At 66.0% G+C, this 13,683-nt stretch carries 9 protein-coding genes; 8 read left to right on the forward strand and 1 reads right to left on the reverse strand.

Features of this window, described 5'->3' with window-relative positions; all coding sequences use genetic code 11:
* Positions 1-94: 94 nt before the first annotated feature.
* The 8 genes from KRX52_RS07115 (at position 95) to KRX52_RS07150 (ending at position 13,007) form a co-directional block, all read left to right on the forward strand.
* Positions 95-706 carry an RBBP9/YdeN family alpha/beta hydrolase gene (locus KRX52_RS07115; protein ID WP_217681028.1) on the forward strand — a complete coding sequence of 204 codons (612 nt, stop codon included), beginning with the start codon at positions 95-97 and terminating at the stop codon, positions 704-706.
* Positions 707-753: 47 nt separating this feature from the next.
* Entirely contained in the window at positions 754-2,709 is a 1,956-nt protein-coding gene (locus tag KRX52_RS07120) for a DUF1302 domain-containing protein (RefSeq protein WP_217681030.1), read from the forward strand.
* Between the two features lie 40 nt (positions 2,710-2,749).
* Positions 2,750-4,108, forward strand: a complete 1,359-nt coding sequence (locus KRX52_RS07125; RefSeq protein ID WP_217681032.1) for a DUF1329 domain-containing protein — start codon at positions 2,750-2,752, stop codon at positions 4,106-4,108.
* Positions 4,109-4,250: 142 nt separating this feature from the next.
* A complete protein-coding gene (locus tag KRX52_RS07130) occupies positions 4,251-5,324 on the forward strand; it encodes a WD40/YVTN/BNR-like repeat-containing protein (protein WP_217681034.1) in 1,074 nt (357 codons plus the stop codon).
* 33 nt (positions 5,325-5,357) lie between these two features.
* Complete coding sequence (locus KRX52_RS07135; protein ID WP_217681036.1) at positions 5,358-7,916, forward strand: efflux RND transporter permease subunit; 2,559 nt, start codon at positions 5,358-5,360, stop codon at positions 7,914-7,916.
* 215 nt (positions 7,917-8,131) lie between these two features.
* Positions 8,132-9,910: an acyl-CoA dehydrogenase C-terminal domain-containing protein gene (locus KRX52_RS07140; RefSeq protein WP_217681038.1), complete on the forward strand. Its 1,779-nt coding sequence runs from the start codon at positions 8,132-8,134 to the stop codon at positions 9,908-9,910.
* A gap of 302 nt (positions 9,911-10,212) precedes the next feature.
* A complete protein-coding gene (locus KRX52_RS07145) occupies positions 10,213-11,874 on the forward strand; it encodes a fatty acid--CoA ligase (RefSeq protein ID WP_217681040.1) in 1,662 nt (553 codons plus the stop codon).
* Between the two features lie 260 nt (positions 11,875-12,134).
* On the forward strand, positions 12,135-13,007 hold the full coding sequence (locus KRX52_RS07150) for a cache domain-containing protein (protein WP_217681042.1): 873 nt from the start codon (positions 12,135-12,137) through the stop codon (positions 13,005-13,007).
* Between the two features lie 147 nt (positions 13,008-13,154).
* On the opposite strand, the gene KRX52_RS07155 is transcribed toward KRX52_RS07150, so the two are convergent.
* A partial coding sequence (locus KRX52_RS07155; RefSeq protein WP_217681045.1) for a 4Fe-4S dicluster domain-containing protein occupies positions 13,155-13,683 on the reverse strand: 529 nt, incomplete at its 5' end.

A 13,683-nucleotide genomic window follows, 5' to 3' on the forward strand; every position in this document is an offset into this window, starting at 1 on the left:
GAATGTGAAGCGACCGGGGGGAGGGCTCTTTACTGTTGATCTCGAAGCGTTCGGCGGGTGAGCCGACCTGAATATCGAGAGCAAGGGTGCTGACGTGGAAAAACTGCAAACCGCCGCTACCGTCCTGATCGTCCCCGGTCTGCGCGACCATGTGGCCGAGCACTGGCAAACACTGCTGGAGACCCGCCTGGCCAAGGTTCGCTCGGTGCCGCCGCTGGAAACCGACAAGCTCAGCTGCGCCGCGCGGGTCGAGGCAATCCAGCGTGAACTGGTGCAGATCGACGGTCCGGTGATCCTGGTGGCGCACAGCGCCGGCGTGTTGATGGTGGCGCACTGGGCCGCCCGTCATCGCCGCGACATCAAGGGTGCCCTGCTGGCCGCGCCGCCGGATCTCAACGCTCAGTGGCCGGAAGGCTACCCGACCTCGGAAACCCTGCGCGCCAACGGTTGGGACCCGCTGCCCAGCGGCCCGCTGCCGTTCCCCAGCATCGTTGCCGCCAGCAGCAACGATCACTTGGCCAGCTTCGCGGCGGTCGCCCGCATGGCCGAGCAGTGGGGCAGCGAAGTGGTCGACTGCGGCGCCGTCGGCCACCTGAACCCGGCGGCTGGCTACGGCCCATGGCCGCAGGCCGAGCAGTTCGTCGAGGCGCTGGATCGCGAGAAAGGCAGTCGTCCGGCAAGCCCTTGCGCCGCAGTCAGTCGCTGAATGCCAGCTAACGTTTACAACAATAAAAAACAAGCGGAGTCAACGTAATGCATAACAACCAGAATCACAGCGCCTACCCTCTGCGTCGTAGCCTGCTGGCCAGCGCCATCATGCTGGCCTCGCTGCCTGCAGCCCAGGCCTTCGAGGTGGATACCGGCAGCGAAGACTGGGCTGTTCGCTTCGACAACACCGTGAAGTACAACTACGGCGTGCGTACCGAAAGTGCCGACAAGCGCATGCTGGCCACGCCTAACAACAACGACGGCGACTACAACTTCCGCAAGTCGGGCACCAACATCACCAACCGGGTCGACCTGCTGACCGAGCTGGATGTGATCTACCAGGGCAACATGGGTTTCCGCGTCAGTGCTGCCAGCTGGTACGACAAGGCCTATGACAACACCGGCTCCAACTCCAACCCGTTCGTCAACGGCAACGGCGACCAGTCGGGGATCAACCCGAGCCTGGGCGGCCTGCCGGGTACCGGCGTTGGCTTGGGCAGTCCGCACCTGAGCAACTATGCCCAGCGCTACTACAGCGGCCCGTCGGGCGAAATCCTCGATGCCTTCGTGTTCTTCCGCACCGAGATAGGCGATGAGTCCGCGATCAGCGCCAAGGTCGGCCAGCACAACCTGTTCTGGGGCGAGACCCTGCTCAACCCGGTGCACTCGCTGAGCTACGGCCAGTCGGGCTTGGACCTGGCCAAGCTGGCGGCTTCGCCGGGCACCGAGGCCAAGGAGCTGTTCGTCCCGCGCAACCAGATTTCCGCCTCCTTCCAGGTCAACCCCGAGCTGACCATCGGCGCCCAGTACTTCCTCGACTGGGACGCCGCGCGCCTGCCTGAGGCCGGCACCTACTACGGCGGTTCCGACCTGGTGGGCGAGGGCGCGCAGAGCTTCCTGCTCGGCCACACCGGCACGCCGGGGCTGATCCCGGTGCAGGGCGCGCTGACCAACATCCGCCGTGGTGATGACCTCAACCCCGACAAGCGCGGCGACTGGGGCGTGATGGCCAAGTGGGCGCCGGAGTGGCTGGACGGCACCCTGGGCGTCTACTACCGCAACACCTCGGAGATCCTGCCGCAGGCCTGGCTCGACGCCCGCGGCCTGACGGTCGCCAGCGGCCCCTTCGGCACGCCGCCCACCAGCCCGCGGGCGGCCGTCGGCAACCTGTACAACTCGCTGCAGCGCGCGACCTACCAGTTCGCCTACGCCGACGACATCGACATCTACGGCATCAGCCTGTCCAAGGAGATCGCCGGGGTCAGCGTCGGCAGCGACCTGAACATCCGCCACAACATGCCGCTGGCCAGCATCCCGGCGATCGTCAGCTCGACCAGCCCGGCGGGCCTTGGCAACGGCTTCGGCCTGCTGCCGGCCCGCGCGCCGGGTACCGGGGTGATCTACGCCGTGCCGGGCGACGGCGACGGCCTGGGCGCCACCGGCGACACCCTGCACTGGACCCTCAACGGTCTGATGACCATCGGCGACACCCCGCTGTTCGATGCGGCCACCCTGCTGGGCGAGCTGTACTACAGCAACCTGCTGGAGCTCGATAGCGAAAACGAGGCGCTGTACAAGGGCAAGAGCACCTACCGTGGCATCGACAAGCCGACCCGCGACAACTGGGGCATCGGCGTCAACTTCACCCCGACCTGGTACCAGGTCGTCCCCGGCGTCGATCTGAGCATGCCGGTTTCCGTCAACCTTGGCCTGGATGGCGTTTCCCCGGTGCAGGGCGGTGGCGCGGAGGACACCGGCAACTACGCGGTCGGCCTGAGCGCCGCCATCTACAACCAGTACTTCGTAGACCTCAAATACGTGGATGCCTTCGGCGAGGCCGAGTCTTGCGACGACGGCCAGACCGACGGCGCGACCCCGAACGCCTTCGACGGCGAGCAGGACTACACCTGCTACGGCGGCGGCTACTCCTCGTTCTCCGGTGGTGGCTCGACCACGGAAGACCGCGGCGCGGTCTACCTGACCGTCAAGACCACCTTCTGATCCACGCATTTCTCAGCTTTTGAGCAGGAAAACAATAATTATGAAATTCGTGCATACCCTGATCGCTGCTTCCCTTGCCCTGACCATCGCCGGCCAGGCCCACGCTGCCGTCTCCGCTGGCGAAGCCGCCAAGCTCGGCACCAGCCTGAGCAAGGTCGGCGCCGACGCGGCCGCCAGCGCCGATGGCTCCATCCCCGCCTACCAGGGCGGCCTGACCACGCCGCCGGCTGGCTTCAAGAACGGCGACAGCATGCGTCCCGACCCCTTCGCCGGCGAGAAGCCGCTGCTGGTGATCGACGGCAAGAATGTCGACCAGTACAAGGACCAGCTGACCGCCACCACCGTCGAGCTGGCCAAGCGCTTCCCGACCTTCCGCATCGATGTCTATCCGACCCACCGTTCGGTGGCGCTGCCGCAGGCCGTGCTCGACAACACCCTGAAGAACGCCGCCAACGCCCAGTCCAAGGAGGGCGGCACCGCGGTGGACAACGTGCTGCCGGGCATTCCCTTCCCGATCCCGAAGACCGGCGCCGAGGCGATGTGGAACTTCCTGCTGCGCTACCAGGGTGTGAGCATCTCCGCCAAGTACGACTCGTGGAACGTTGACGCTGCCGGCAAGCCGACCCTGTCCACCACCGGCCAGGCGAACATCAGCTACCCGATCTACGAGGACATGAACAAGCCGATCGGCGCCAAGGACACCTACTACCAGATGAAGCTGGCCTACACCGCGCCGGCCCGCCGCGCCGGCGAGGCGATCATGCTGCGTGATGCCGCCAACCCGCTGGTGCAGCCGCGCAGCGCCTGGCAGTACCTGCCGGGCCAGCGCCGGGTGAAGTTGGCACCGAACCTGGCCTATGACACCCCGAACCCGGGCACCTCCGGCTCCGGTACCTACGACGACGTGTTCGTCTTCAACGGCGCGCTGGACCGCTACGACTGGAAGCTGGAAGGCAAGAAGGAGATGTACGTCCCGTACAACACCTACGAGCTGACCTACGCCAAGGACACCAAGCAGCTGACCACGCCTAATCATCTCTCGCCCGACTTCGTGCGTTGGGAGAAGCACCGCGTGTGGGTCGTCGAGGGCACCCTGAAGCCGAGCGCGCGCCACATCTACCACAAGCGCCGCTTCTACCTGGACGAGGACAGCTGGGTCGCCCTGGCATCCGACCAGTATGACGCCCGTGGTCAGCTGTATCGCGGCTCCTTCGCCTTCCTGACCCAGAGCTACGACAAGCAGACCCCGGATGCCACCCCGTTCATGATCTACGACCTGATCGGCGGCACCTACAACATCAATGGGGTGGTCGGCCAGTACGGCGGCATCAAGTACATCGAGCCGCTGACCAAGACCCAGTGGTCGCCCGAGTCCCTGGCCGGCGCCGGTATCCGCTAATCCGGCGGTGACGAGTCCCGTCCGGCCCGGCATTCCCCCGAATGTTCGGCCGGACGGCGGCTGGCGGATGCCAGCCGATGATCACGATGCCGGGCGGCAAGGCACGCGCCACCCGGTACGGCTTTCCAAAGAGGACGCGCTAATGGGTTCCTTCAAGAAGTGCGCGCTGCTGGCGCTGGGTATCGCGCTGGGCTCGCTGCAGGGCATCGCCCAGGCGGCCAGTTACGTCGATGTGCTGGACCTGCCGGCCAAGCCGAGCGCCCTGGTGGCGCGCAGCCCGCTGCGCGACGTGGCACGGGCCGGTGAGCGCCTGGTGGCAGTCGGTCAGCGCGGCCACATTCTCTATTCCGACGATGCCGGCAAGAGCTGGCAGCAGGCCGGCGTGCCGGTCAGTTCCGATCTCAATTCGGTGCATTTCCCCACCCCTCAGCAGGGCTGGGCGGTGGGCAACGACGGCGTGGTGCTGCACAGCAGCGATGGCGGCGCCAGCTGGGTCAAGCAACTGGACGGCCGGCAGATCGGCGCCCTGGTGCTGGCCCATTACAGTGCCCTGGCCAGCGCCGAGCCCGCCAACGAGCAGTGGGCCCAGTTCGTCGCCGAGGGCCAGCGCCTGGTCGACGAGGGCGCCGACAAGCCGTTGCTCGACGTCTGGTTCGCCGACGAGCAGCGCGGCTACGCCGTCGGCGTGTTCAACCTGATCCTGCGTACTGCGGACGGCGGCCAGACCTGGGTGCCGATGCAGGATCGCACCGACAACCCGCAGAGCTTCCACCTCAACAGCCTCTCGGCGGTCGATGGCGAGCTGTACATCGCCGGCGAACAGGGCCTGCTGCTCAAGTGGGATGCCGGCCAGCAGCGCTTCGCGGCGCTGCCCTCGCCCTACCAGGGCACCTGGTTCGGCGTGGTCGGCAAGCCGGGCGAGGTGCTCGCCTATGGCCTGCGCGGCCATGTGTTCCGCAGCAGCGACGGCGGGCAGAGCTGGACCCCGGTGGAGACCGGCTTGCCGGTCAGCATCACCGCCGGCGCGCTGGATGAGCGTGGCGACTTCTGGCTGTTCAGCCTGGCCGGGCATGCCCTGCGCAGCCACGACGGCGGCGCGAGCTTTGCCCTGGTGCCGCAGCCGGCGCTGGCGCCGGTGGCTGGCGTGGCCCGGGACGGCGCAAACGAGTTAGTGCTGGTGGGCGAGCGTGGCGTGCGCACGCTGGCCCTTCAATAAGACCTACAAGAACTACAAAAAGAGTACCTAGCGATGGCCAACATCAAGCAAGACACCATGCCGGTGATCCGCGACCTGCGCGAGTTCGATCCGCGCTCCGGCAACCTGCTGGAGCGCCTGGTCTTCAATTACCGACCGTTGTTCGTGGTGTTCATGGTGCTGGTCACCCTGGTGCTGGGCTACATGGCGCTCACCCGTCTGGAGCTGCGTCCCAGCTTCGAGAAGATGATTCCGCAGAGCCAGCCCTACATCCAGAACTTCCTGGAGAACCGCAAGTCGCTGCGCGGCCTGGGCAACTCGGTGCGTGTGGTGGTGGAGAACACCCAGGGCGACATCTTCGATCCCGAGTACCTGAACGTGCTCAAGGAGATCAACGACGAGCTGTTCCTCGCCGAAGGCGTCGACCGCGCCTGGATGAAGTCGCTGTGGAGCCCGGCGGTACGCTGGACCGAGGTCACCGAAGAAGGCTTCCAGGGCGGCACGGTGATGCCCGACAACTACGCGGGCGCGCCGGCCGACATTGAGCAGCTGCGCCAGAACATCAACCGCGCCGGCATCGTCGGCAGCCTGGTTGCCAAGGACTTCAAGTCGAGCATGCTGATCGTGCCGCTGCTCGACCAGGATTCGGTCACCGGCCACGGCATCGACTACCACCGGTTCTCGCGGATGCTCGAGGAGAAGCTGCGCGCCAAGTACGAGTTCGCCGGCGACGCCAAGGCTCTAGCGAGCGGCGAGGAGGGCAGCGGCAAGTACAAGATCCGCGTGATCGGCTTCGCCAAGCTGATGGGCGACCTGATCGACGGCCTGATCCAGGTGATGATGTTCTTCGCCCTGGCGGTGGTCACTTCGCTGGTGATCATCTTCCTCTACACCCGCTGCGTGCGCAGCACCCTGCTGGTGGTCGCCTGCTCGCTGACCGCGGTGGTCTGGCAGCTGGGCATCGTCGCCGCTCTGGGCTACGCCATCGATCCCTACTCGATCCTGGTGCCCTTTCTGATCTTCGCCATCGGCGTGTCGCACGCGGCACAGAAGATGAACGGCATCATGCAGGACATCGGCCGCGGCACCCACAAGCAGATCGCCGCGCGCTACACCTTCCGCCGCCTGTTCATCGCCGGGGTCACCGCGCTGCTGGCCGATGCGGTCGGTTTCGCCGTGCTGATGCTGATCGACATCCCGGTGATCCAGGACCTGGCGATCACCGCCAGCATCGGCGTGGCCGTGTTGATCTTCACCTCGCTGCTGCTGATGCCGGTGGCGCTGTCCTACATCGGCGTCGGCCGCAAGGCTGCCGAGCGGGCCCTGCGCATCGACTCGCGCGCCGCCCAGCACCGCGGCTTCGGCAAGCTGTGGGACCTGCTCGACCTGTTCACCACCCGCAAGTGGGCGACCGGCGCGGTGCTGGTGGCGACGCTGATGGGCATCGGCGGCTTCGTGGTCAGCCTGCAGCTGAAGATCGGCGATCTGGACAGCGGCGCTCCGGAGCTGCGCGCGGACTCGCGCTACAACCGCGACAACGCCTACATCACCAGCCACTACGCGCTGTCCAGCGACACCTTCGCGGTGATGATCAAGACCGCGCCGGAAGGTTGCCTGAACTACCAGACCCTGGTCCTCGCCGACCGCCTGGCCTGGGAACTGCAGCAGCACCCGGGGGTGCAGACCACCGTGTCGCTGGTCAACGCGGTGCGCCAGATCACCGCCGGCACCTTCGAGGGCAACCCGAAGATGAACAGCATCCAGCGCAACCAGGACATGCTGAACTACGCCGCCCAGCAGGCCTCGGTGAACGCCCCGGAGCTGTTCAACAGCGACTGCTCGGTGATGCCGGTGATCGCCTACCTCAAGGACCACAAGGCCGAGACCCTCGACGAAGTGGTAGCTATCGCCGACAAGTTCGCCCGCGAGAACAGCAGCGAGGAGCGCCAGTTCCTGCTGGCCGCAGGCAGCGCCGGCATCGAGGCGGCGACCAACATCGTGGTGCGCGAGGCCAACCGTACCATGCTGCTGTTCGTCTACCTGGCGGTGACGATCTTCTGCCTGTTCACCTTCCGCAGCTGGCGGGCGACCCTGGTCGCGCTGCTGCCGCTGGTGCTCACCTCGGTGCTCTGCGAGGCGCTGATGGTGGCGATGGGCATCGGCGTCAAGGTGGCGACCCTGCCGGTGATCGCCCTCGGCGTGGGCATCGGCGTCGACTACGCGCTGTACCTGCTCAGCGTGCAGCTGCACTACCAGCGCAAGGGCCTGTCGCTGTCGGAATCCTACGAGAACGCGGTGGCCTTCACCGGCCGGGTGGTCGGCCTGGTCGGCATCACCCTGGCCGCCGGCGTGGTGGGCTGGGCCTGGTCGCCGATCAAGTTCCAGGCCGACATGGGCATCCTGCTGACCTTCATGTTCGTCTGGAACATGCTCGGCGCGCTGATCCTGATCCCCGCGCTGTCGTACTTCCTGCTGCCCGACAAGCGCAGCGGCGCCGTCGCCGCCAAGTCGGTGGAAGCCGCTTCCACCTCGACCTCCACCGAGGTCCACCCGCAAATCCACCCCAGGTTCGAAGCGTGCACCGAGGGTGGCTTGTTAAAAAATCAGCGGTGAATGGCCGCAACGACGGCTACTGAAGAAGGCCGGAAATAGCCACCGACCGTCACTCCCGCGCAGGCGGGAGTCCAGGTGCTGCGGGCCTTGTGGATGATTCCCCTTCGGGCCAGCGCAAGCGCTGTTCAGCGATGAAGCCGCTGTCCCGCCCGCGCGGCAATGACGACCTCTTCGGCGTTTCCCAACAACAACAGCAATCAGGGTGAGAGTTCCCAATGTCCGATTACAAAGCGCCCCTCCGCGATATGGATTTCGTCCTCAACGAAGTCTTCGCAGTTTCCAACCTGTGGGCCGAGCTGCCGGCGCTGGCCGAGGTCGTCGACACCGACACCGCACGCGCCATCCTCGAGGAAGCCGGCAAGGTCACCGCGGGCGTCATCGCTCCGCTGAACCGCAGTGGCGACGAAGAAGGCTGTTCCTGGCACGAAGGCGCGGTGCAGACCCCGGCCGGGTTCCCCGCGGCCTGGCGCACCTACGCCGAAGGCGGCTGGGTCGGCGTCGGCGGCGCGCCGGAGTTCGGCGGCATGGGCATGCCCAAGGTGATCGGCGCCCAGGTCGAGGAAATGGTCAACTCGGCCAACCTGTCCTTCGCCCTGTACCCGATGCTGACCGCCGGCGCCTGCCTGGCGTTGCTCAACCACGCCAGCGATGAGCTCAAGGCGCAGTACCTGCCGGCCATGTACGAAGGCCGCTGGGCCGGCTCCATGTGCCTGACCGAGCCGCACGCCGGCACCGACCTCGGCATCATCCGCACCAGGGCCGAACCGCAGGCCGACGGCAGCTACAAGGTCAGCGGCACCAAGATCTTCATCACCGGCGGCGAGCAGGACCTGTCCGAGAACATCATCCACCTGGTGCTGGCCAAGCTGCCGGATGCCCCGGCCGGCGCCAAGGGCATCTCGCTGTTCCTGGTGCCCAAGGTGATGGTCGAGGCCGACGGCTCGCTGGGCGAGGGCAACGCGGTGAGCTGCGGCTCCATCGAACACAAGATGGGCATCAAGGCCTCGGCCACCTGCGTGATGAACTTCGACGGCGCCACCGGCTACCTGGTCGGCGAGCTGAACAAGGGCCTCAACGCTATGTTCACCATGATGAACTACGAGCGCCTGGGCGTCGGCATCCAGGGGCTGGCGCTGGGCGAGCGTTCCTACCAGAACGCCGTCGAGTACGCCCGCGAGCGCATCCAGAGCCGTGCGCCGACCGGCGCGGTGGCCAGGGACAAGGCGGCCGACCCGATCATCGTGCATCCGGACGTGCGCCGCATGCTGCTGACCATGAAGGCGCTCAACGAGGGCGGCCGCGCCTTCTCCAGCTTCGTCGCCCTGCAGCTCGACCTCGCCAAGTACGCCGTGGACGCCGCCACCCGCAAGCGCGCCGAGGAGCTGGTCGCCCTGCTGACCCCGGTGGCCAAGGCCTTCCTCACCGACATGGGCCTGGAAACCACCATCCACGGCCAGCAGGTGTTCGGTGGCCACGGCTACATCCGCGAGTGGGGCCAGGAGCAGCTGATCCGCGACTGCCGCATCACCCAGATCTACGAAGGCACCAACGGCATCCAGTCGCTGGACCTGATGGGGCGCAAGGTGGTCGCCAGCGGCGGCAGCTACTACCGGCACCTGTCCGAGGAGATCAACGCCTTCATCGCCGGCGCCGACGCTTCCCTAGCCGAGTTCACCGGCCCGCTGAAGGCCGCGGTGGACAACCTCGACCAGCTGACCGCCTGGGTGATCGACAAGGCGCAGACCAACCCCAACGAGATCGGCGCCGCCTCGGTCGAGTACCTGCACGCCTTCGGCTACACCGTGTATGCCTACCTGTGGGCGCGCATGGCCACCGTGGCGCTGGCCAGGCAGGGCGACGACGATTTCTACGCCAGCAAACTCGGCACCGCGCGCTTCTACTTTGCGCGCATCCTGCCGCGCATCCACTCGCTGAGCGCCTCGGTGCGTGCCGGCAGCGCGAGCCTGTACCTGCTGGACGCCGAGCAGTTCTGATCGCGTCCCTCCGCACCCGCCACGCCCCCTAGCCGGGGCGTGGCGGCGCCTTCCTCCTCCTCGCCATTCCCCCGGTTTCCGCGCTGTGCGGCGGGCTGCGCACGCCCTGCAGCGGCGCTGCCTGTCACCAAATGACAAGTTCGTGGCGTGCGAAGTGAAGCGGTCGAGGGGAGGGCTATTTACTGTTCGTTCCATAGAGGGGGAACCAGGCTCTCCGGACGCGCGCTCCGGCCTGGGCGAATACCGGTTCTCCCGCGTGCAGCGAACCCGAATTTCAGAATGGCTAAGTTGGGAAAACAACAATGGCGACGACAAAAATAATTCCGCCTGCGCAAGGTGCCTACGACTACCAACTGCTGATCAAGCGCCTGCTGCTGTCCGGCGTGCTCTACCAGCCGGAACAGGAAATCGTCTACTCCGACAAGCTGCGCTACAGCTACCGCACCCTCAACGAGCGCATCCAGCGCCTGGCCAACGCGCTGAGCGCGGCCGGGATCAAGGCCGGCGACACTGTGGCCCTGCTCGACTGGGACAGCCACCGCTCGCTGGAATGCTTCTTCGCCGTGCCGATGCTCGGCGCGGTGCTGCACACGGTGAACGTGCGCCTGTCGCCGGAGCAGATCGTCTACACCATAAACCATGCCGAGGACGACATCGTCCTGGTGCATGACGACTTCCTGCCGCTCATGGAGCAGATCCACGGCGAGCTGACCACCGTGAAGGGCTACGTCCAGCTCACCGAGGGCAGCGCCCGGCCGACGCAACTGCCGGTACTGGGCGAGTACGAGGCGCTGCTGGCCGGCGCCGCCAGCCACTTCGAGTTTCCCGACTTCGACGAAAACTCGGTGGCGACCCTGTTCTACACCACCGGCACCACCGGCCATCCGAAGGGCGTGTACTTCACCCATCGCCAGCTGGTGCTGCACACCCTCAACGAGCTGGGCACCTTCGCCGCCTACGAGGGCCAGCCGCTGCTGCGCTCGAATGATGTGTACATGCCGATCACGCCGATGTTCCACGTGCACGCCTGGGGCGTGCCCTACGTGGCCACGGCGCTGGGCGTCAAGCAGGTCTACCCCGGCCGCTACGAGCCGAACATGCTGGTCCGCCTGTTCCGCGAGGAGGGGGTGACCTTCTCCCACTGCGTGCCGACCATCCTGCAGATGATGCTGGACTGCGAGCTGGGCAAGCAGACCGACTTCGCCGGCTGGAAGATGCTCCTCGGCGGCAGCGCGCTGACCCAGGGCCTCGCCCGTCAGGCCAGCCAGCAGGGCATGCTCATCCATGCCGGCTACGGCATGTCCGAGACCTGCCCGCTGCTGACCCTGACCCACCTGCGCGCCGAAGACCTCGCCCTGCCGCTGGACGCGCAGCTGGCGGAGCGCATCAAGACTGGCGTGCCGATCCCGCTGGTCGACCTGCGCATCGTCGACGCTGCCGGCCACGACGTGCCGCACGACGGTGAAGCGCTGGGCGAGATCGTCGTCCGCGCACCCTGGCTGACTCAGGGTTACCTGAAGGAGCCGGAGAAGGGCGCCGAACTCTGGGAGGGCGGCTGGCTGCACACTGGCGACATGGCTTCCATCGACGCGCGTGGCGTGGTGGAGATCAAGGACCGCATCAAGGACGTGATCAAGACCGGCGGCGAGTGGATCAGCTCGCTGGAGCTGGAGAGCCTGATCAGCCAGCACACGGCGGTCGCCGCGGTCGCCGTGGTGGGCATTCCCGATGCGCAGTGGGGCGAGCGGCCGCTGGCCCTGGTGGTCTGCGCACCGGGCGAGAGTCTCGACCAGCAGGCCATCGAGGTGCACCTGCAGCAGTTCGTCGCCAGCGGGCACATCAACAAGTGGGCGATCCCACGGCAGATCCGCTTCGTCGCCGACATCCCGAAGACCAGCGTCGGCAAGATCAACAAGAAGCTGATCCGGGAGAACGAGCTGGCCGCAGTCGCAAGCCATCGTTGAACGTTAACGGGACCATGGGCTTTGAGCTGGCAAGTTGTTGCCAGCCTGCTGCTTTTCACCGCCGTGAGTGATTGCGTGGCGGTGGTTGGGCTGCCCCTCGGCACTGTGGGGCCACTAGAAGCGTTACCAGCAACGACCAAGGGCTTCCTTGGTCGTTGCGTTTGAGCGAGAGTGTATTCCTGCCGGCTACGACCGGTGGACGGTGGCAAAGGTCGCCGCGGCGATTCCAAAAACAATTGACGCTGAAACAAGGGGTTTACATGTCCGATCTGGTTCGCATGGGTGTTCTGCTGGGGGCGCTGGCTCTGCCGGCAGCTGTCGTTGCCGCGGAGAATTCACCGCCGGTGGCGGGAAGTTCGCAATATGCACAGGAGGAGCAGGCGGCGAGAGCCATGTTGGCCAAGGCTGTCGCTTACTATCGTCAGGAAGGCGAGAAGGCGCTGGCCACATTCAGTCGCCGCGGGCCGTTCACTGTCGATAATCTCTACGTCTACGTGGTCGACGCGCAGGGCGTGCTGGTAGCCAGTGGCGGGCCGTCGATCCTGCTGGCCGGTCAGGATATCGGCGAGGCGGTCGGCGCCGAGGCGCGTGCCAAACTGATGTCACGGGAGGGTGGCGAAGGGCACATCGGGGAGATCGAATACCCCTTCCGCGACTGGACCCTCGACGGCAAGGTCGTCAAGAAGCACACCTTCTATCAGTGGGTCGGCGACCATGTCATTGCGGTCGGCTACTACATGCCGCGCGCCGACTCGACCGATGCCCGCAAGCTGCTCGATGAGGCGGCCAAAGCGGTGGCCAGCGAGCCTCAAGCCACTATCGACGCCATCAACAAGTTCGACAAGCGCTACTACCAGGGCGATCTGTACGTTCTGGTCGTCGACCTGCAGACCAAGCGCTTCGTCGCCCACGGCTACAACCGACGCTTGCTGGCGCGTGACTTCGCCTCGATCAAGGGACCGGATGGCAAGGTGATCGGCCAGCCAATGCTCGACATTGCCCTCAACAAGGGCGAGGGCGAGTTCGACTATCAGTGGCTCAACCCGGTGACCAAGCAGAACGAGCCGAAGCACGCCTACATCCGCCGGGTCGGCAACTACCTGGTCGCGGTGGGCTACTACCAGCCCCAGTGAGGGCCTGGTGTCCCGGTCAAACAGGGCTTGGATCGTCCCTGAAAAAAAGAGCCACTGTCCCATGCGGGGCAGTGGCTCTTGCGTTTTCGGGCTTGGCTACTGCAGAGGAGGTCCGCCAGCTGACGGGCGGATCCTCGGGGCTGCGCCTTACATGTTGGGATAATTCGGCCCGCCGGTGCCTTCCGGCGCCACCCAGGTGATGTTCTGCGCCGGATCCTTGATGTCGCAGGTCTTGCAGTGCACGCAGTTCTGCGCGTTGATCTGGAACTTCTTCTCGCCGCTTTCCAGGGTGACGATCTCGTACACCCCGGCCGGGCAATAGCGCTGCGCCGGCTCGTCATACAGCGGCAGGTTCTTGCCCAGCGGGATCGAGGCATCGACCAGCTTCAGGTGGCAGGGCTGGTCTTCCTCGTGGTTGGTGTTGGAGAGGAACACCGAGGACAGCTTGTCGAAGCTCAGCTTGCCGTCCGGCTTGGGATAGTCGATCTTCGCGCACGCGGCAGCCGGCTTCAGGCAGGCGTAGTCCGGCTGGTTGTCGTGCAGGGTCAGCGGGATCTTGCCGCCGAACAGGTTCTGGTCGACGAAGTTGAACGCGCCGCCGAGGATGGCGCCGAACTTGTGGATGGCCGGACCGAAGTTGCGGCTGCAGAACAGCTCGTCGTACAGCCAGCTGTTT

Source organism: Geopseudomonas aromaticivorans (genome assembly GCF_019097855.1).
GTDB lineage: Bacteria > Pseudomonadota > Gammaproteobacteria > Pseudomonadales > Pseudomonadaceae > Geopseudomonas > Geopseudomonas aromaticivorans.

Excerpts from the sequence above, each read along its gene's own strand:
- KRX52_RS07120 (WP_217681030.1), top strand. The coding sequence starts at position 754 with ATGCATAACAACCAGAATCACAGCGCCTACCCTCTGCGTCGTAGCCTG.
- KRX52_RS07125 (WP_217681032.1), top strand. The coding sequence starts at position 2,750 with ATGAAATTCGTGCATACCCTGATCGCTGCTTCCCTTGCCCTGACCATC.
- KRX52_RS07130 (WP_217681034.1), top strand. The coding sequence starts at position 4,251 with ATGGGTTCCTTCAAGAAGTGCGCGCTGCTGGCGCTGGGTATCGCGCTG.
- KRX52_RS07135 (WP_217681036.1), top strand. The coding sequence starts at position 5,358 with ATGGCCAACATCAAGCAAGACACCATGCCGGTGATCCGCGACCTGCGC.
- KRX52_RS07140 (WP_217681038.1), top strand. The coding sequence starts at position 8,132 with ATGTCCGATTACAAAGCGCCCCTCCGCGATATGGATTTCGTCCTCAAC.
- KRX52_RS07145 (WP_217681040.1), top strand. The coding sequence starts at position 10,213 with ATGGCGACGACAAAAATAATTCCGCCTGCGCAAGGTGCCTACGACTAC.
- KRX52_RS07150 (WP_217681042.1), top strand. The coding sequence starts at position 12,135 with ATGTCCGATCTGGTTCGCATGGGTGTTCTGCTGGGGGCGCTGGCTCTG.